The sequence below is a fragment of the Rufibacter sp. JT20002 genome (genome assembly GCF_056491185.1).
Window position 1 is genome coordinate 652,877 of sequence record NZ_JBSZJY010000003.1, and the last position, 18,173, is coordinate 671,049.

The 18,173-nt window shown below is 49.3% G+C and carries 16 protein-coding genes; 4 read left to right on the forward strand and 12 right to left on the reverse strand.

Translation table 11 applies throughout. The features are described from left to right. Positions 1-410: 410 nt before the first annotated feature. The 3 genes from ACW9SV_RS16630 to ACW9SV_RS16640 all read right to left on the reverse strand — a co-directional run bounded on the left by ACW9SV_RS16630 (position 411) and on the right by ACW9SV_RS16640 (position 2,813). Positions 411-1,175 (reverse strand): LuxR C-terminal-related transcriptional regulator, encoded by a 765-nt coding sequence (locus ACW9SV_RS16630; protein WP_479557884.1) that lies wholly within the window; start codon positions 1,173-1,175, stop codon positions 411-413. Between the two features lie 296 nt (positions 1,176-1,471). Then, positions 1,472-1,795 (reverse strand): 2Fe-2S iron-sulfur cluster-binding protein, encoded by a 324-nt coding sequence (locus tag ACW9SV_RS16635; protein ID WP_479557885.1) that lies wholly within the window; start codon positions 1,793-1,795, stop codon positions 1,472-1,474. Positions 1,796-1,799: 4 nt separating this feature from the next. After that, complete coding sequence (locus ACW9SV_RS16640; protein ID WP_479557886.1) at positions 1,800-2,813, reverse strand: NAD(P)/FAD-dependent oxidoreductase; 1,014 nt, start codon at positions 2,811-2,813, stop codon at positions 1,800-1,802. A gap of 193 nt (positions 2,814-3,006) precedes the next feature. On the opposite strand from ACW9SV_RS16640, the gene lgt reads away from it, so the two are divergent. Further along, on the forward strand, positions 3,007-3,834 hold the full coding sequence (gene lgt / locus ACW9SV_RS16645; RefSeq protein ID WP_479557887.1) for a prolipoprotein diacylglyceryl transferase: 828 nt from the start codon (positions 3,007-3,009) through the stop codon (positions 3,832-3,834). 112 nt (positions 3,835-3,946) lie between these two features. On the opposite strand, the gene ACW9SV_RS16650 is transcribed toward lgt, so the two are convergent. From ACW9SV_RS16650 to yidD, 5 genes are all read right to left on the reverse strand, one after another. Further along, the gene (locus tag ACW9SV_RS16650; RefSeq protein WP_479557888.1) at positions 3,947-4,810 is read right to left on the reverse strand and encodes a hypothetical protein; all 864 of its coding nucleotides are present in this window, start codon (positions 4,808-4,810) and stop codon (positions 3,947-3,949) included. Between the two features lie 180 nt (positions 4,811-4,990). Beyond that, positions 4,991-5,569, reverse strand: coding sequence for a peptide-methionine (R)-S-oxide reductase MsrB (msrB, locus tag ACW9SV_RS16655; RefSeq protein WP_479557889.1), 579 nt, complete (start codon positions 5,567-5,569; stop codon positions 4,991-4,993). A 155-nt stretch (positions 5,570-5,724) separates the two neighbouring features. Then, positions 5,725-6,162 carry a nucleoside deaminase gene (locus ACW9SV_RS16660; RefSeq protein WP_479557890.1) on the reverse strand — a complete coding sequence of 146 codons (438 nt, stop codon included), beginning with the start codon at positions 6,160-6,162 and terminating at the stop codon, positions 5,725-5,727. Then, complete coding sequence (locus ACW9SV_RS16665; protein WP_479557891.1) at positions 6,159-6,902, reverse strand: DUF4184 family protein; 744 nt, start codon at positions 6,900-6,902, stop codon at positions 6,159-6,161. Before ACW9SV_RS16665 ends, ACW9SV_RS16660 begins: the two co-directional genes overlap by 4 nt. 97 nt (positions 6,903-6,999) lie before the next feature. After that, the gene (yidD, locus tag ACW9SV_RS16670; protein ID WP_479557892.1) at positions 7,000-7,230 is read right to left on the reverse strand and encodes a membrane protein insertion efficiency factor YidD; all 231 of its coding nucleotides are present in this window, start codon (positions 7,228-7,230) and stop codon (positions 7,000-7,002) included. 66 nt (positions 7,231-7,296) lie between these two features. On the opposite strand from yidD, the gene ACW9SV_RS16675 reads away from it, so the two are divergent. The 3 genes from ACW9SV_RS16675 to ACW9SV_RS16685 all read left to right on the forward strand — a co-directional run bounded on the left by ACW9SV_RS16675 (position 7,297) and on the right by ACW9SV_RS16685 (position 12,677). Further along, on the forward strand, positions 7,297-9,603 hold the full coding sequence (locus tag ACW9SV_RS16675; protein WP_479557893.1) for a S46 family peptidase: 2,307 nt from the start codon (positions 7,297-7,299) through the stop codon (positions 9,601-9,603). Between the two features lie 159 nt (positions 9,604-9,762). Then, positions 9,763-10,599 carry a PorV/PorQ family protein gene (locus tag ACW9SV_RS16680; protein ID WP_479557894.1) on the forward strand — a complete coding sequence of 279 codons (837 nt, stop codon included), beginning with the start codon at positions 9,763-9,765 and terminating at the stop codon, positions 10,597-10,599. Next, the gene (locus ACW9SV_RS16685) at positions 10,596-12,677 is read left to right on the forward strand and encodes a ComEA family DNA-binding protein (protein WP_479557895.1); all 2,082 of its coding nucleotides are present in this window, start codon (positions 10,596-10,598) and stop codon (positions 12,675-12,677) included. Before ACW9SV_RS16680 ends, ACW9SV_RS16685 begins: the two co-directional genes overlap by 4 nt. Before the next feature lie 37 nt (positions 12,678-12,714). On the opposite strand, the gene ACW9SV_RS16690 is transcribed toward ACW9SV_RS16685, so the two are convergent. The 4 genes from ACW9SV_RS16690 to sigZ all read right to left on the reverse strand — a co-directional run bounded on the left by ACW9SV_RS16690 (position 12,715) and on the right by sigZ (position 18,128). Then, positions 12,715-14,259: a hypothetical protein gene (locus ACW9SV_RS16690; protein WP_479557896.1), complete on the reverse strand. Its 1,545-nt coding sequence runs from the start codon at positions 14,257-14,259 to the stop codon at positions 12,715-12,717. A 55-nt stretch (positions 14,260-14,314) separates the two neighbouring features. Then, entirely contained in the window at positions 14,315-15,859 is a 1,545-nt protein-coding gene (locus ACW9SV_RS16695; RefSeq protein WP_479557897.1) for a hypothetical protein, read from the reverse strand. Between the two features lie 4 nt (positions 15,860-15,863). Beyond that, entirely contained in the window at positions 15,864-17,447 is a 1,584-nt protein-coding gene (locus ACW9SV_RS16700) for an NAD(P)/FAD-dependent oxidoreductase (protein ID WP_479557898.1), read from the reverse strand. Between the two features lie 147 nt (positions 17,448-17,594). Continuing rightward, entirely contained in the window at positions 17,595-18,128 is a 534-nt protein-coding gene (gene sigZ / locus ACW9SV_RS16705; protein ID WP_479557899.1) for an RNA polymerase sigma factor SigZ, read from the reverse strand. Positions 18,129-18,173 lie beyond the last annotated feature (45 nt).

Genomic DNA, 18,173 nt, shown 5'->3' on the forward strand with positions numbered 1-18,173 from the left:
GCCGGCTTATGGCTTCCCCAACAAGGCATCAGAAGGTATTCAGTTGAGGCATTAGTATGCGGAGGCAGAGGATTATTACAGCCCGAATTACAAAAAGGAAGTATTTAACAAACCCTTAACACTTTTGCCTTAACGTAATTAAGGTAAACCGAAGATTATAAGCAGATTAAGTGGTAGGTGTGGTGGGCTATACCAGGTTCTCCAAAGCAGGCCCTTAAGGCGTCTCGATGGCCTAGTTTAAATAGGTACTACAACTACAGAAAGGGTTGAAAGTAGATTTAGAACCTACCGGATAGAAAGAGTAAACCCCAAGCGGAGCGCTTGAAAGCGGGGGTGAAACCAAATTTATTCCTGATGCATTTTCAAAAAATTGACCTGTAAACGGTAATGCAAGATAAAGCTAGTTCACCTTATAACCAGCCTTCTCTAACTGCTTTCGCGACCAGCTCTGAAGTGCTGGCTACCCCGGTTTTGGCCAAGATGTTTCTGCGGTGGGTATTTACGGTATGTTGGCTGATGTAGAGTTTCTCGCCAATCTGCGGACTGTGGTTTCCGGCAATAAGCAAGGACAGGATTTCCTTTTCCCGTCTACTTAGCGGTTCCTGATCGGGGCAAAAGAGGTTCTTGGCTTTGACATCTATGTAGGAAGGTTCGCCTTCCAACCCAATGAAGGACAGAACCGGCTTGCCTTCTTTTTTGAGGTGCGAGATATCTGTATGTACGCCTAAGGTACGGAGCACGCCTCCATTTTTGTCTGCCTGGATGGTGATAACCTGCTGAAGAATTCTGATGTAACTGCCATCGGCCTTTTTCACGCGGTAATCATACCTGACTTTGTACTTCATGCTCTTATCGGGCGGAAGCTGGAGGAAGAACTCGGTCACGGCATTCTCAAAGTTCAGGAACCAAGGCAGGTCATCGGGATGAATCTTTTCCAGGATATTAGGGACCGTGAATTCCTCTGGGGAGTAGCCCAGCAGCGCGGTGACGTTCTCATTGACGTACTCTATTTTGGCTTCCAGGCAGTTGAAGATGTAATAGTAGTAATCTCCTACTTGAAAGAAATTCAGCAGCTTTTTGTGGAGCTCCAACTCAAACTCCAGGCTGGGAACGGTGGTTTCTTTGGAGATCTGCTTCCAGATCTTCTTGGCGGCTTCAAAGGCAAGTAACTCCATTTTTTGACGGTGTTTGGCAGATTCAAGGTTGTATCTCTTTCTTTTATAAGTGTTTATGTTAAATTTCATTATTGGCAGAGGAAAACGCAATTCTTTCAACAAGAAATTGCCAAAATTTGCGCTCTAAAGGCGAAAAGGAAGCAAAGTGGGCTTTAAAATTTCTATTTCTAAGAAGAAATCATCAAAGTTGGTTAGTATTTCACACCTATTATCCTGAAAAGGCCCTGAAAACAAAAAAGCCCTGGTGTTGCGGTTCAAACAACAGCCAAGGCTTTTTGAGTAGAAATTTGAAAGTATTAGTGATCAGACATCACGCGCAGGACCATTCCGTCTAATTCTGGAGTCACCCTGATCTGACAGGAAAGCCGACTGGTGTCCCGCAGGTTAGGCAGGTTTTCCAGCATATAGAGTTCATCGTCAGAAGCCTCAGGCAGTTCGGGTGCCTCAATAAGTTCCACGTGGCAGGTGGCACAAAGGGCCATTCCGCCACAGGTAGCCAGGATATCAAACTCGTTGGCTTTTAAGGCTTCCATCAAACTTAGGCCCATGTCCGTGGGAACAGGAACGGCCACGCGTTCTCCGTCTGCGGTCTCTACGTAAACTGTGATGTCTTCTTGCATGGCATTACATGGTTGGCACTCCGTTTACGGTAGTGTATTTCAAAACAAATTTCTTGTCTGGGTTGATGATGGAGTACGCACTCTGCGCCATTAAGGCAGCCTCATGGTACCCGCACAAGATCAGCTTCAGCTTGCCTGGGTACGTGTTGATGTCGCCGATGGCGTAAATACCCGGGATGTTGGTGCTGTAGTCTACCGTGTTCACCACAATGGCCGATTTCTCCAACTCTAGACCCCAGTTCTCCAACGGCCCCAACTTAGGCACCAACCCGAAAAGCGGGATAAAGTAATCAGTTTCTATTTGGTAGGGCTCCGCACCGTCTGGCGCTAAAGTAACGGCGTGTAGTTGGCCATTTCCGTGTACCTCAGTTACGTTAGACTTCAGAAGCAGGCGCATGTGGCCTTCCTCGGCAAGGCTTGCTACTTTCTCGGCTGACTCAGGCGCACCTCTGAAGGTAGTACCGCGGTGTACCAACGTAAGTTCTTTGGCTACATCGGCTAAGTAAATAGCCCAGTCTAAGGCAGAGTCACCGCCACCGGCCAACACCACGCGCTTGTCACGGTAATGCTCTGGGTCTAGGATCATGTAGTTCACGCCTTTGCCACCTTCAAAGTTGGCCAGGTTGTCAATAGCTGGTTTGCGCGGCTCAAAGGAACCCAGGCCACCGGCAATCACGACTACCTTACAGAAGATCTCAGTGTTTTCATTCGTGCGAAGCCGGAAAGAACCGTCTTCCAGTTTCTCCAGATCCTCTACGCGCTCACCCAAGGTGAAGGTAGGGTGGAAAGGGGCAATCTGCTCCATCTGGTTCTTGATCAGGTCACCGGCTAGAATAGACGGAAAACCTGGGATGTCATAGATGGGTTTTTTAGGGTAGATTTCAGAAAGCTGGCCGCCTACCTGGGGCAGGGCGTCTACCACGTGGCACTTCATTTTAAGAAGACCTGCTTCAAACACCGCGAACAGCCCTACCGGCCCGGCGCCAATAATACAGATATCAGTAGTTACAGTTGACATAAAAGGTATATAAAACTAACCGGCAGTCAGGCAATTCCCTTTCTGCCACTCTCGGTCACGCACCTCCCTTACAGGTTGAGGTTTGCGCCCACAAAGTAACATCATTTTAGCTAAAAGTGTTTCCTTTGAAGCAGAACTGATTCTTGCCCCTCATAGATTAAATTGTAAATTTAGCCCCACTAACCTTTTTTACATGCTGAACTTTATCACCTGGGACGTTTCTCCCGATATTTTTTCGCTTGGGCCAGTTACGGTACGCTGGTACGGTCTGCTGTTTGCCATGGCATTTGTGCTTACCCAGCCCATTGAGAAATACATCTACCGCAAAGATGGCCGTACCGATGAAGACGTGGACATCCTGACCATGTACATGATCATTGGTACCGTAATTGGCGCGCGCCTGGGCCACTGCTTGTTCTATGACCCGGTGTATTATCTTTCAAATCCATTAGAGATTTTCAAAATCTGGGAGGGCGGTTTGGCCAGCCACGGCGGTACCATCGGGATCTTGGTTGCCCTGTACATGTTCTGCCGCAAACACAAATTTGATTACCTGTGGGTACTGGACCGCATTGTGATTGTAGTAGCCGTGGGTGGCGCCTGCATCCGGTTAGGAAACCTCATGAACTCTGAGATAATCGGGCGCCCGAGCGATGTGCCGTGGGCCTTCAAGTTTGTGCGGAACAATGAGCTGTTCAACGGTATTCCGGCGTACGTAGACCCGCGTCATCCGTCTCAGCTGTATGAAAGCCTTTTCTGCGTGTTCCTGTTCATTTTATTGTACACGCTCTGGAAAAGAGGAGCCGGACAAATCAGAGGACTGCTGTTTGGGTTGTTTGTGACCTTGCTGTTCTCGTTCCGGTTCCTGGTGGAATTCCTGAAAGAAAACCAGGAAGCTTTTGAAGATGAACTGCCGTTGAACATGGGCCAGTGGCTGAGTATTCCTTTGATCTTGATCGGGATTGCGGTCTTGTTTTACGCCTTCAAGCAGCCTAGAACACCTAAAAGGGTAACTGCTTAAATAGCTTGTAGACTATTTCTAAGAAAAGAGCATAAAAACACCAGGGCCCCGCAGATTACTGCGGGGCCCTGGTGTTTTTGGTTATGCGCAATGTTGTTTTGGCGCTGCTTTTCTACAAAGCGTACCTAAACAGATTGCCTTCCTCGTTGGTGATGACTAGGTTCTGGTTGTCTTTGAAAAGCACCGCTTCGGCCTGACCGATTTTAGGTAAGTCCAGGATCTGGGGCTTCTGGGTAAGGAACTGGTTGGAACTTTTAGCCACCGGGTACAGGTACAGTTTGCCGTAAGTGAGCACGGCCAAATGCCGTCCATCAGGACTTAGGTCAGCCGAGGTGACCAGGCCTGGAAGTTCATTCTTGCTGATCAGTTTAGCGGTGTGGTTGCCGGCATCATCTGAAAGTTCATAGACCTTGGCATAGCGCGAGGTACCACGGTCTTTGGAGATGAGGTACAGTTTGCCGTTCTGCCAGAAAAAGGCTTCGCAGTCAAAGTTGCGCGCTTCTTTGGCTATTTTCCCCGCTGGGATATCGTCATAGGTGAACTTGATCTGCTGCGGTTTGAAGCCGTTTTTCAAAGAGATTTTATAGATGCGCAGATCGGTGCGCTTGTTGCTGTTGTTACCCATGTCCCCGATGTAGAGGTTGCCCTGGGTGTCCCGGGCCAAGTCTTCCCAATCAATGTTGGTGGCGCCGTCTACGTACACTTCCTGCAACAATTGGCCTTGCTCATTGATTTTGTACAGGATGGGGGCGTTGCCGGCATCGTTGTGCGTCCAGTAGGTATTGGCTTTGTCCGCAATCTCCAAACCAGAGCTTTCTACTACGACCTCAGGTAATTTGGCCAGGTGCGTCAGGGTGTTGGCCGAAGCATTTACTGTATTGCTGGCGGGGGCAGAAAAGGGTTGGTAACTGCTGAAAACAAACGTTAACGATAAAGCCAAAAGCAGACACAATTGGATGTAGGGGAAACGTTTCATGTAGGTTTAGGGGTAAGTGATCAATTAGGTTTCTCTGGCGCGGCCAGAACTTCATTAAACGCCGAGTCAGCCTATGAGTTCTCAAAATTTCGTTTTCCGTGCCGTTTCCTAGGTTTGCCCTAAAAACAAAACCTCCACCGCCGTGACCAGCAGTGGAGGTTTAAATGAAACCAAAGGAGTTTATTTTATCCCGAAAGCACCTGCCTCTGGCTCAAAATCCAGCGCGATGGAGTTCATGCAGTAGCGTTTGCCGGTGGGCTCGGGGCCGTCATCAAAAAGGTGGCCTAAGTGCCCATCGCAGCGGCCGCAAAGGACTTCAATCCGTTCCATGTTGTAAGAATTGTCTTCCTGGTAAATCACCGCGTTTTTCCGGATGGTTTGGAAGAAACTGGGCCAGCCGCAGTCGCTCGCAAACTTGGCATCAGACTTAAATAACTTGTTTCCGCAGGCGGCGCAGTAGTACGTTCCCCGGCCGGTAAAATTCCAGAGCTTGCCGGTAAACGCCCGTTCTGTCCCTTTCTTTCGGGAGATGTAGAACACATCCTCGGGGAGAACCTTTTTCCAGTCAACGTCCGAAACGTGCAGCTTGGTGGTATCGGTACGGGAGTAGTACGGGTTTTTGCCTTGTTGCGGGGTGGTTACCTGTGCTGAGGTCAAAACAGCGGTAGGCTGGTCTGCCTGGCTTGTTTTCTCAACGGAGCGCTGGCAACTGAGCAACGGCAAGAGTACTATAGAATAGAAGAAAAGAAGGCGTTTCATGGAAGTGCTGATCAAGGATGTTGTGTTACTACAACACATACGTCCCCCATTAAGTTTGCGGATTTCTGCGGCAGAAAAGACCAAACGGAAACTCCTGTTTAGAGCTAGTTTTCAGTGAAAGCAGCCCTAAACAGGAGTTTCTCAGATAAAGGAAATCAAACCCCAATATCCTCGTTCCAGACGGTGGGTTTCTCCTGGATGAACTTTTGCATCAGTTCATAGCACTCCTGGTTGTCTTCCACGGTCACGTTCACGCCGCGCGAGCGCAGCAATTCCTCTTCACCCATAAACGACTTGTTCTCGCCCACTACAACCTTGGGGATGCCATACAGCAGAATGGTACCCGAGCACATAGAACACGGGGACAAAGTGGTGTAGATCGTGCACTCGCGGTACACCGATGCCGGTTGCCGGCCCGCGTTCTCTAGCGCATCCATCTCGCCGTGCAGAATGGCGCTGCCGTCCTGCACACGTTTGTTATGGCCTCTTCCTATGATCTGTCCGTTGTGCACCAACACCGATCCAATGGGAATACCGCCTTCTTCGTACCCTTTTTTAGCCTCCTCAAGGGCGGCTTGCAAAAAATCATTCATGCTCTTGTCTGTATTTGTTCTTTGATTCTGATAAGTAATGGAAGAATAACCAGGCTTTGCAACCCTGCCGAGAGGGCCGCCACCATGATATAATACCGGTTCATTTTTCCGCCTCCCAACGCCCATAAAGCCAGTGCCACGCACGCTATCACTCCAGACATACACCAGAAACCCAGAATATTTTTCTTTTCCAAGGGCCTGGTTTCCTGCGGGAGTTGGTAAATAAAAACGGCCATGACAAAACCGCCAACCACTGATAGCACCTGTTGTAGGAGTGAGAACAAGGGCCGGGAGAAAGGCTCAGGAAGCACCTCCTCGGCCAAGGAAGGGAATAGCCGCACCCCCAACCCGGTCCTGTGGGTAAACGAATCCCAGGCCAGGTGCGAGACAATGCCAATCAACAGTGAAAGAAGCACTACCGGCCAGTGCTTTTTGAAGTAAGTTTTCCAGTTAAAGCGCTTAAACCGGTTCAGGCGTTTGCGCAGGAAAAGGGGGAGGTGGTCAATGAGCGCATCCCTGACAATGAGGTGGAAGACAAAACAAACCAGAAGCCCTACCGGCAAACTAAAGTAGAAAATGCTGCGCCAGGTATGGCTGTAAGGGTCATGCAGACTCATCCGGATGAATTTCTCAAAATCGGGAGCCATGCTGCCCACAATAAGGCCGGTGGCGGAGCGCCAGCGGTACTTCAACCCAATAAACGGTAAAACAATGGCCGGATGCGAAAAGGTAAAGGGCATGGAGCGAGGCTTAAGTCACCTTAACGGAAAGATGGCTAATTTGATACGAATCAATTCTAAAGGAAAGGTCAAATTTAAGCCAATCCATAGAAGGGCATTACGGCACCGGATCATACCCGTGCCCGCCCCAAGGTTGGCAACGGCCAATGCGTTTCAATCCCATCCAACCGCCTTTAAAGGGGCCGTATTTCAAAATTGCCTGGTGTGCGTAGGCCGAGCAGGTGGGCGTGAAGCGGCAACTGCCGGGCGTAAGCGGCGAGATCATGTAGCGGTACACCCACACAATTCCCAGGAAAAGGTGCTTGAAAAGCCAGTTGATTACCTGCATAGGCTGCTAGTTTCGGGAAAAAAAGTCACAAATCCTTACCTTTGGGTTTTCTAACTAACACACGTTATGCTTAAAAAGATCTATAGTTTACTCCTTGTGGGGTGCCTGGGACTGTCTATGACGGCCCGCGCCGATGAGGGCATGTGGTTGCCGCTGCTGGTAAAGCGCCTCAACCACGTGGATATGCAGAAACAAGGTTTGCAGCTCACCGCTGAGGAAATTTACAACGTGAACAACGCCAGCCTGAAAGACGCCATCGTGCAGTTTGGCGGCTTTTGTACCGGCGAGTTCATCTCCAAAGAAGGTCTGTTGCTCACCAACCACCACTGCGGCTACGACGCCATCGCGAACAACTCCACCCCGCAGGACGACATCCTGAAAAACGGCTGGTGGGCCATGACTCGCGAGCAGGAAAAGAAAAACGAAGGCCTGTTTGTAGACATTCTGGTGCGCATGGAAGACGTGACCAGTCAGGTATTGCAAGGCATTACGTCGCAGACCCCGGAGCAGGAGCGTACCAAACTGGTAGCCGAGCGTTCCAAGGCCATCGCCGATGCCGCTAAAAACAACGGCCAGTACGTGGCCTACGTGCGCGATTTCTTCAATGGCAACGAATTCTACATGTTCGTGTACGAGCGCTTCTCAGATGTGCGTCTGGTAGGAACCCCGCCGGAAAGCATCGGGAAATTCGGGGGCGATACTGATAACTGGATGTGGCCCCGCCACACGGGTGACTTCTCTATGTTCCGGGTGTACATGTCTCCGGACGGAAAACCAGCCGCTTACTCTGAGAAAAACGTACCGTACCGTCCTAAGCATCACCTGCCGGTATCTATGAGCCCCGTGAAAGAAGGCGACTTCTCTATGGTGTTCGGGTTCCCTGGCCGCACTACCCGTTTTATGGCCGGTTCTGGCCTGAGCATGGCCGTGGAGCAGTCTAACCCAGCTCGTATCAAATTGCGTGAGCGCCGCTTGGCCTTGATGAAAGAAGCCATGGATGCCTCACCTGCCGATCGTCTGAAACTGGCTTCCAATTACGCCAGCATCAGCAACTACTACAAATACTACATCGGGCAGAACGAAGGCATCAAGCGCATGAAAACGCTTGATAAGAAAGCCGCCGAGGAGAAAGCCTTTCAGGAGTGGGCCAACGGTAACTCTACCCGCAAAGGACTTTACGGCACCGCTCTGGCAGATATTAACGCCTCTTATGCCGGGCAGCGCATCTATAACCTGTCGGCTATTTACCGCACCGAGGCCGCTTTGGCACCGCAGCTGATCGCACACGCTTACCAGTACACGCCGCTGTACACTATGCTGAAGGCGGGCAACGTGGACAAAGCCAAACTGCAGGAACTGGTAACGGCTTACAAAGACATGAACAAAGAGTTCTACGCCAGCTACGTGCCGTCTTTTGACCAGAGAATCTTTGCCGAGCTGATGCAGATGTACTTCAACGACGTGCCCAAAGCGCAGCACGCCGATATCTTCAAAGACCTGACCTCTACCTACAAAGGTGATTTCAAGAAGTGGGCCGCTGATGTGTACAGCAAATCGGTGCTTTCTTCTGAGTCAAAAGCTAATGCGTTTTTGGCCAATCCTACGCTAAAAGCCCTGGAAACAGACCCGGCGTTCAAGTTCATGCGCGCGGTGCAAACCAACTACCAGGACAACATCCTGCCCAAACTGAACGAGTACAACGCTGCTCTAGGCCGAGCCAACCGTCTGTACGTAGCCGGTCTGCGCGAAATGCACCCGAACAAAGTGTTCTACCCAGATGCGAATTCTACCCTGCGCCTGACCTACGGAACCGTGAAGGACTACGAGCCGCGTGATGGCGTGGAGTACAAGTACTATACAACCTTGCAAGGCATCGCCGAGAAAGAAGACCCTACCAACCCTGAGTTCATCGTACCGGCTAAGTTAATTGAGCTGTATAACAAGAAAGACTACGGTCGCTACGGTCAGAACGGCGAGTTGCGCGTGGCCTTCATCACCAACAACGACATCACGGGTGGTAACTCTGGTTCGCCGGTGATCAATGGTCGTGGTGAGTTGATCGGGTTGGCTTTTGACGGCAACTGGGAAGCCATGACCGGTGACCTGGTGTTTGACCCTGAGTACAAGCGTTGCATCAACGTAGACATCAAATACGTGCTCTTCGTGATCGATAAACTGGCCGGTGCCGGTCATCTGGTGAACGAGATGACCCTGGTAGACAACGGTAACCCCAATACCACTTTCAACCCATCTTTGAATGATGTTAAGATGGACGGCAAAATGGAGTTTGAAACCGCCGATTCTGAGATCAAAATCAAGAAGAAAAAGAACGAAACCAAAATCAAGAAAGAAACCAAAAAGCAGAAGAGCTAAGCTGTTTCTAACTTGTTTTCTGAAAGGTAGACTTAAAATGCCCGGAAAGATTTCCGGGCATTTTTGTTATGCCCAACTCAATTTAATAAAATAAAACTTAGATGATGTAGCATTGTTCTATGATTTGCGTAGAGTGGAAACCACCCATCCTGACTGCCTATGCCGAGACTCCTACGCTACTGTCTGTTTCTTTCTTTTATATCAGGGCCTTTCTACACGAAGGGGCAAATCAACAACTCAGCGGTTGGTGCCAGAGCCGTTAGCCTAGGCGGGGCAGCGGTAACCTTGCCAGACATCTGGGCACTGAGTAACAATCCGGCAGGTATTGCCGGTTTGAAATCCTTGGAACTGGGTGCCTATGCCCATAATCGTTTCTCTATAAAAGAACTCACCACGGTAGGTTTGTTGGCCGTTTATCCGCATCCTAAACTTGGTGCCTTGGGGATAGACGTGCAGCGGTTCGGGGGAGAGCTTTACAATGAGCAACGGCTGGGGATTGGATTTGCCCACCAATTAGGCGTGGTTCGGTTAGGGTTTAAGGCCGATTTGCTGCAAGTGCGGATAAAGGAATGGGGCAGCCGGAAAGCCGCCGCCTTGAGCGCGGGGATCCAATCTGATCTGCTACCTAACCTTACGTTTGGGGCGCACATCTATAATCTGAACCAAGCCAAACTAGCCGAGTTTCAGGATGAGCGCGTGCCTACCGTCATGAAGATTGGATTGGGGTTTCAGGCTGCCACGAAGGTGTTGCTGGTGCTAGAGGCAGAGAAAGAACTGGAATACCCGTTAGCGGTGAAAGGCGGCATTGAATACCGGTTATTACCAGCCTTGGGGCTCCGGACCGGTTTCAACACAGCCATCCGGTCTGGCACGGCAGGGGTGGATGTCAGATTCAAACAGTTTCAGGTAGCGTATGCGCTAGGGGCCCAGAACCAATTGGGGGTAAGCAATTACCTGTCACTTGGCTATGCGTTGCAAAAAGAGAAGCAGCCATGAAGGTCTGCTTTTGGATTGTTTTCCTGATTGTAGGCCTAAAGCAGCTAGCCAGCGGTCAGGAAGTGCCCCGGCCTCAGATGGACGTGGAACTGTTGGTGCAGGAACTCTTCGGGCAGCAGGATGACGAGAACAGCGTGGCGTATGAAGACCTCTACGAAACCCTGCTCCAGTACTACCGGCAGCCCTTGGATCTGAACCGAGCCTCTCGCGAGGAGCTCCGAAGCCTCTTTCTCCTTTCTGAAGGGCAAATCTCGGCCTTGCTCCAGCATATCCAGGAAAACGGACGCTTGGTGAGCCTATATGAGCTGCAATCCATTCCGGGGTTCGATTTACTTTCCATCCGAAGGCTGTTGCCTTTCGTGACAATTACAGCCCTGGGCCAGATAGGCCAACGCACCTGGCGCGAACGCCTGGAAAACGCCGATACCCATACGCTGCTTTTCAGGTACGACCGCACCCTGCAGGAGCGCCGTGGCTACACGCCACCCGAGGGGCGTTCCACCACCCGTTATCTGGGCTCGCAGGACAAATACCTGCTCCGGTATCGGCTCAGTCATCCGCGCGATTTCAGTTTTGGCGTCACTGCCGAGAAGGATGCCGGAGAGCAGTTCACGTGGAACCCCGGGCAGCGGCAATATGGATTCGATTTTCTCTCGGCGCATGCGCAATTGTATGATCGGGGCGCTTTCAAAACCATCGCGTTAGGCGATTACCAGCTGCAGTTTGGGCAAGGTTTGTTGCTTTCCAGCGGGCTAAGCGTTGGGAAAGGAAGTGAAACCATCACCAGCGTTCGGCGCAGCCAGTTGGGGATAAAACCGCACACTTCCGCCCTGGAAAGTAACTTCTTCAGAGGGGCCGCCGCCACGCATCGGTGGCGCAGGATTGAGACATCCTTATTCTACTCCAACCGCAGGGTAGATGCCTCTTCCGGCGATGACCTGTCAGAAGATACTACCTTGATCACCTTGGGCGGACTTCAAACTTCGGGCCTGCACCGCACCCCAACTGAGAGGGCCAACCGCCAAAGGGCAAGAGAGCAAGTAGTGGGCGGGAACATCACATACCGCAATCCTCAGCAGGCACTCAGTTTTGGAGTAACAGCGTTGCACACTTCCTACAGCGTGCCTCTGCAGCAGAGACCAGAGCCCTACAACCTTTTCACTTTCAGCGGAAACCGGAACACGGCCGTGGGGTTGCATTATAGTTATTTGTGGCAGAATTTCAATTTTTTTGGCGAGACTGCCCGCTCATCCAATGGTGGGGTGGGTACAGTGAACGGCGTACTGGCAAGTCTTTCTGAGAAAGTAGAGGTAGCGGTACTGTACCGTCATTATACCCGTGATTTCCACTCGCTTTATGGGGCCGCTTTTGGGGAAAGTAGCCGAAACCAGAACGAAAGCGGTTTGTACACCGGTCTGAAACTGAAATTGAACAACCGCTGGCAGCTCACGGGGTACTATGACCGTTTTGCTTTTCCGTGGCTCCGGTACCGGGTAGATGCTCCATCTGATGGAGAGGAATACTTACTACGATTACAGTTCATGCCTTCCAAAACCACGTTGCTCTATGGTCAGTATCAGTACGAACGCAAAGCCCGCAACGAAACCAAAGAAGAGGAAGCACTGCGCCTGGTAACCGACACAAACGCCCACCGGTATTTGCTGTTGCTGGAAGTAAGCCCCCTTCCTGCACTTCGGTTGCGGTCCAGAATCCAGGCCAGTCAGTTTAGGCAAAGTGGCCCTACCCGTACCGGTTTCTTCACGGCGCAAGACGTTACTTGGGAGCATCAGGATACTAGGGTAAGTGTCCGCTATGCTTTGTTTGATACTGATGATTATGATACTCGGCTCTATGTACCCGAGCAGGATGTGCTATATGCGTTTTCTATTCCGGTTTTTACCGGCCGGGGCACCCATCTTTACTTACTGGCGCAGCAAAAAATTAATCGGCACCTGGATTTCTGGTTTAAACTCAGCCACACACACTACCGGGGACAAAGCACGGTCAGTTCCGGCTTAGAACAGATTCAAGGTCCCAAACGCACCGATGTGCGCGTGCAGGCCCGTTATCGTTTTTAAGTGGTTTCCCAGAAAACAGAGGGGAAATAGCTTTCACCTAAGGCAAAATCTTTGGAGGGCCGAAGCCTTGTGGAGTGCCCGCTACAAAGTCTTGCTGCGGTAACGGGGTAGGGTTTACCTGGTATATATAGAAATAGTGAGGGGTGATGCTGGCCTCGTCAAAGCGTGCATACAGTTTAACCGGGTAAGGGTACCAGCCTAAATCAATTTCTTGGGAAGATACCAGGATCACGTTTCGTTGTTCTTTCTGAGCCAAGGCTTGCGCCCAATTCAACGTCTGGTAAAGAGTTAACGCATTCTCCTCGGGGCTGTCTGGCTGAAAAAAGGTGCTGGGCCTTAATCTGGGTAGGTACAGTAAAGGCTTGCCGTAGTAGGCCACAACAGCTGATAAAAGCAGGTCGTCTTCCAAGGCAATAAGGTGAGAAGCAGGCACTTTTTCTTTCAGGAAGGCTGCCGTCTTCTTAGCCGGGTGAAAAGAGTACCGTACATCCATCATCACTGCATAGATGCCAACTCCAAACTGGACGAAAATGGCCAGGAGAAGAAGCTTTTGTAAACGCTGGAAAGATCGTTGCGCTGCCTCAGAGGTTTCTTTATGGTAGTAGAGCAGCCAGGTGAAAGCAATGGTGAAGAGGAAGAAATGGGCAAAATGCCTTGTGCTTCCCACGTATTTAAATGCAAAAAAGCAGCCCAGGAGGACCATTAAAGCCAAAAAGGCCAAAAAAAGAAGTTTTACTGGTTTTAAGCTGTACAGGATATATAGGAGAATGCCCAATGAAAGGATAGCTTCGCTGGCATACCCTATCAACGTAGGCGTAAGAATATAGGAATTCCAAAAATCAACAAAGAAGTGAGGTATGGGAAAGAAAGCTTGCCATGGTCTGGTGGGTGCCCTAAGATTGACCATTAGCTGAACCGCTTCTGCTGGGCGGGCGATGCTCCAAAAAGACAAAAGACAGCCCATGACCCAAATGGCCAACCCTGTCCACCGGTTTATCGGGGATATTCTGGGTTGGGAAATGGAATTTTTCTGCAAGTCAAACACCTCCCAAAAAAGCAGCAATCCCACTACTCCTGAGAAAAACAACCCGAAAACGTGCGTTTGGGCATTTAGGATTAAGGCAAAAAGGTAGAGGTACCAGTGTGAGATCCGTTTTGGGTACAGCACACAAATCAGGAACGTAGTACACAGCTCCAAGGCATAGAGGCGGCTCAGGATGCCATACTCAAACAGCCCATAATACCCAAAGCAAAACAGCAATCTGAGTAGCAAGTTGAATGGGGCGTACCGCAGGAATAGGAAAGTAAATCCTGCCGCAAAGACCAACTGCGTAAGCTGCAGCGCTTTTAAATCTTGAGTAAACCTTGTAACAACATACAGAAGGCTATACCACAAGTTAGGGTGCCCCTCATATACCTTGTTTCGCAGCAGGTCTGCATAAGAATCACTATACAGGGCCAGCAGCCAAGGCTCAGTCTCGTCAAACCAAAGCTCATGATAAGCCATAAGCTTCCATAACAGCAAGGCGTAGAGCAGCGCGAAAAACAAGGCAAACCAGCTGTTCTGAGAAAGAGTGCGCATGTTTTACAAATTACTTTTCTGTTGCTTTTGAAGAAAGTAGAAAAGCGGTACCAAGCTATAATTCTACCGGAGCACCTACCACAAAATCAGATTTCGGCACAAACTCCGGTTTTATTAGGTAGAGGTGAACACTAAAATACTGTGGTAAAGCCACTATTTGGTTTTGGTTGAACGACTTTAGGTGAGTAACAGGGTAAGGGAAAAACTCAATTGCTATCTTCTTGGCAGATAGTAAAATGATGCTTTGTTTCTGTTGTTGTGCTAGTGCCCTTGCCCACTGTAAGTGTTGAAAAGGAGTTAATTTATTTTCGAGGTTAGGGTCAAGCTCATAAAAAGTAGTGTATTCTCCTCGGTATAGGTTATAGATAGGCTTTCCTAGGTAAGCCCCAGTCGTAGAAGATGGAAAGTCTTGAGATGTGGTAAGAAAATGATTAGGATAATGTTTTCTCAGAAAATAAGCCGCTTCTTTCCCCGGGAAAAAAGAATATTTGTGCTCCATTCCAATTGCGTAGAGCCCTGTCAGAAATTGTGTGCCAGTAGCTAACAGCAGAACGAAATTTAAAGCTCTTATCTGCCAAAAAGTAAGAGACGATCTCAGGTTGAAGGTTGCATTGTAAGGGGTGTAGTAAGTAGATATCCAGAACAGGGCAACTGTAAACAAGAAAAAGTGTGCGTGGTGACGCAGCGATAATTCAAACCTAAAAGCGAAAAAGTAGAAAAGAGCCAAAAACAAAAGAACCAATCCTCCCAAAAGCTTTTTAGGCTTGAATGAGAAAAACAGCAGTAAAGCTATTAGGAAAGAAAGCGGAATCTCATATTTGGTTCTTAGAAATGAGGTGTTCCAGAAATGGATTGACAACTCAGGTACTGGAAAGAAAGCTTGCCAAATCCTGGTGCAGGCTTGCTGAAATTTATATGGATCCCAAAGATGGGGATGGGCAAATCCTAGGTAATGAGTTATACTCCAAAAGGAAAACCCACAACCAATAACCCACAGCAGAACCCCTAACGTTAATTTCTTTGAGTTGATCTTCTGCCAGAAAGGTACATTTTCCCAAAACTTAAGGGATTCAGCAAAGAGAAGGAGTCCCATAATGCCCGAAAAATATAGCCCAAATAAATGAGTTTGGGCATTTAAGGCCAGTAATAGAATGTACAGGTACCAGTGTGAAAAGCGCTTTGGGTAAAATGCGCAAAGTAAAAACAGGGTTAGAAGTTCAGGCGCATAAAGCCTGCTTATAATTCCAAATTCAAATAATCCGTAATAACCAAAGCAGAATAAAAGCCTGATTACTATGTGAAAAGGTGCGTGCCGCAGAAAAACATACACAAAGCCAACTGAAAAAAAGAAGTGACTGATTTTAAGCGCCTGCAAATTGTCCGTGAAGCGGGTGACCACATATAATAAACTATACCAAAGGTTGGGGTGGCCCTCAAACCTTTTGTTGTAAAGCAAATCACTGTAGGATTCGCTGTAGAGCGCTAAAAGCCAAGGTTCTGTTTCATCTGGCCATAGCTCATGAAAAGGCATGAAATAGGTTAAAAGCAGAGCATAAACCAAGGTAAAGAACAGGGCGGATTTCTTGTCATCTATGCGCATCTTCCTACTCCTTACTAGAAGATCCTTCATGATACTCCTGCTCTGTATTTACCGCCCACAGGTTTTCTTTGTCGGTTCTACCGGCGGCAATGTTCTCCACGGCCAACATGGCAGTAAGCATAGAATGGTCCTGGTTGTTGTATTTGTGCATGCCATTACGACCCACCAGGAACAGGTTCTCAATGCTGTCTAAGAAAGCCTGTACTTTTGGAAACTCATTGTAAGAACCAAAATAGGCAGGGTAGGCCTTAGGCATTTTGACAACGGTACCATCAATCACCTGATTTGCCGAGATAATGCCCAACTTATCCAGTTCCTCAATGGCTAATTGCTGCAGTTCAGCTTCTGACATGTTCCAGAGCGCATCTTCCTCCTGACAGAAATACTCCACCCCAAGCCAAACTTTGTTTGGGTCTGTGACCAGATAGGGGCTCCAGTTGTTAAATAACTGAAGGCGGCCCGCCTGTACATCTGGTTCCTGAATGTAAATCCAATTGTCCTGGATCAAGCGATTTCCTTCTTGCTGTATTGCCAGCTTGTTCAGCAAAAGCCCAACCGAGATGAAATTCCGGTACGGAAGGTTTTCCGCAATTTGGCGTACCTCAGCAGGGACAACTTCCCCTAGAGCCCGGATCAGACTGCGGATAGGCATGGTGGAAATTACGTACTCGGGTGCTATCTGGTAAGAGGTACCCGTTGAGGTTTCCTCGATGATGGCAGAGACAATCCTGTTTTTCTCCAGTTCAAGTTTTACCACTTTCTGCTGCATGTGTACCTCGCCGCCCTGGTCCTGAATCTGACGGGTTACGACTTCCCAAAGGTGGCCTGGGCCTAACTTGGGGTACAGAAACTGTTCAATCAAGGAAGTCTCGGTGTTCTTCTGAGTGAAGTCTGCCGATGAAGAGGAGAACTGTTGTTTAAGAAAGTGCTTTATAGCTTGAGTAATGGAAAGCGCCTTAATACGCTGGGCGCCCCACTCGGCACTTATCTGCTGACAAGGTACTCCCCAGACCTTTTCGGTGTAAGCCTTAAAAAACGTGTGGTACAGGTGTTTGCCAAACCTATTGATGAAAAACTCCTCCAGGTTCTTTTCTTCCCGAATGGGCAGCACCACCTGCTTAAGGTAACTTGATACCGCCTTAAGTGACCATCCTATCCCTAACTGAGAAAGAGTGCCCAACGAAAAAGAAAGCGGATAGTCAAAGAATTTACGCCGAAAGAAGATGCGGGACTTGCGTTGGCGCAACAGCATTACATTATCGCCAACTGATTTGTCAGTGGCAGAAACCAAGGGGATAGCACGGCTTTTCCCCCGGTAATTCAGTTCGCCAATGCTTTGTCCTTCCTCTAGCCGTAGGGGCAGAATGGAAAGCCACCAGTCCATCACCCGGTCAGACTTCGAGAAAAAGCGATGTCCCCCAATGTCCATGCGGTTCCCTTTGTAATTGATGGTGGCCGAGATGCCCCCAATCCGGTCTGTGGCTTCTACCACGTAAGGATGTACTTGGGTCTTTTGCAGAAATTCATGGGCGGCCGTTAAACCAGCCGGACCAGCCCCGATAATGAGAGCTGTAGAGGGAGACGACATAAAAAGAAAAGGATATTCTTTCAAAGATAACAGGCAAAAGGAGTTCTGCCAAAGTTCTCGGTTGCCAGTTCTTTGAGGTATTATCCAAATGGGATAGGAAGTTGTGTTTAGGGCCTATATTCAGAAAACAGACCCTAAACAACATCGTTAAGGGTTACACCGCTGCAGTGCTTGGCATTCTGGTTTTATTTCGGCACTGATAAGCCGCCCTTGTCGATCCATTTCCAGGTGGCAACACTCCAGGAAAACCGCCTTTAGTTTCTCGCGCCCACGCTGTATCCGCGACTTGGCCCCGGAGAGGGAGAGTCCCAGGCGGTTGGCGATTTCCTGTTGAGGGATCCCTTCCAAATCACTGAGCCGGAGAGGCTCTGCATATTCTGGGGGCAGTAGTTGCAGTAAGGGGAACACACAATCTGCCAATTCCTGGGTTGGGTTTGCATTAGGTCCAGAATCTGGCACATCTGTATTTTCTTCCAGAAAGGTTTCGCGCTGGCGAGCCCGATGAAAATCATGGACCACATGGCGCGTAATCTCGTAAAGCCACGCCCGTACATTGCGCACCTGCGGCAAGGTTTCGCAATGTTTGTGCACCTTCAGTAAGACTTGCTGGGAAAGATCCTCGGCATCGGCTTGGTTAGGCACCCGTTTCCGGATGAAACCCTGCAGTGCTTCTTGGTACATGAGGAACACGGATGCTACCTCAGCACAAGGATCCGCTAAGGTGCT

Excerpts from the sequence above, each read along its gene's own strand:
- ACW9SV_RS16630 (WP_479557884.1), bottom strand. The coding sequence starts at position 1,175 with ATGGAGTTACTTGCCTTTGAAGCCGCCAAGAAGATCTGGAAGCAGATC.
- ACW9SV_RS16635 (WP_479557885.1), bottom strand. The coding sequence starts at position 1,795 with ATGCAAGAAGACATCACAGTTTACGTAGAGACCGCAGACGGAGAACGC.
- ACW9SV_RS16640 (WP_479557886.1), bottom strand. The coding sequence starts at position 2,813 with ATGTCAACTGTAACTACTGATATCTGTATTATTGGCGCCGGGCCGGTA.
- lgt (WP_479557887.1), top strand. The coding sequence starts at position 3,007 with ATGCTGAACTTTATCACCTGGGACGTTTCTCCCGATATTTTTTCGCTT.
- ACW9SV_RS16650 (WP_479557888.1), bottom strand. The coding sequence starts at position 4,810 with ATGAAACGTTTCCCCTACATCCAATTGTGTCTGCTTTTGGCTTTATCG.
- msrB (WP_479557889.1), bottom strand. The coding sequence starts at position 5,569 with ATGAAACGCCTTCTTTTCTTCTATTCTATAGTACTCTTGCCGTTGCTC.
- ACW9SV_RS16660 (WP_479557890.1), bottom strand. The coding sequence starts at position 6,162 with ATGAATGATTTTTTGCAAGCCGCCCTTGAGGAGGCTAAAAAAGGGTAC.
- ACW9SV_RS16665 (WP_479557891.1), bottom strand. The coding sequence starts at position 6,902 with ATGCCCTTTACCTTTTCGCATCCGGCCATTGTTTTACCGTTTATTGGG.
- yidD (WP_479557892.1), bottom strand. The coding sequence starts at position 7,230 with ATGCAGGTAATCAACTGGCTTTTCAAGCACCTTTTCCTGGGAATTGTG.
- ACW9SV_RS16675 (WP_479557893.1), top strand. The coding sequence starts at position 7,297 with ATGCTTAAAAAGATCTATAGTTTACTCCTTGTGGGGTGCCTGGGACTG.
- ACW9SV_RS16680 (WP_479557894.1), top strand. The coding sequence starts at position 9,763 with ATGCCGAGACTCCTACGCTACTGTCTGTTTCTTTCTTTTATATCAGGG.
- ACW9SV_RS16685 (WP_479557895.1), top strand. The coding sequence starts at position 10,596 with ATGAAGGTCTGCTTTTGGATTGTTTTCCTGATTGTAGGCCTAAAGCAG.
- ACW9SV_RS16690 (WP_479557896.1), bottom strand. The coding sequence starts at position 14,259 with ATGCGCACTCTTTCTCAGAACAGCTGGTTTGCCTTGTTTTTCGCGCTG.
- ACW9SV_RS16695 (WP_479557897.1), bottom strand. The coding sequence starts at position 15,859 with ATGCGCATAGATGACAAGAAATCCGCCCTGTTCTTTACCTTGGTTTAT.
- ACW9SV_RS16700 (WP_479557898.1), bottom strand. The coding sequence starts at position 17,447 with ATGTCGTCTCCCTCTACAGCTCTCATTATCGGGGCTGGTCCGGCTGGT.
- sigZ (WP_479557899.1), bottom strand. The coding sequence starts at position 18,128 with ATGTACCAAGAAGCACTGCAGGGTTTCATCCGGAAACGGGTGCCTAAC.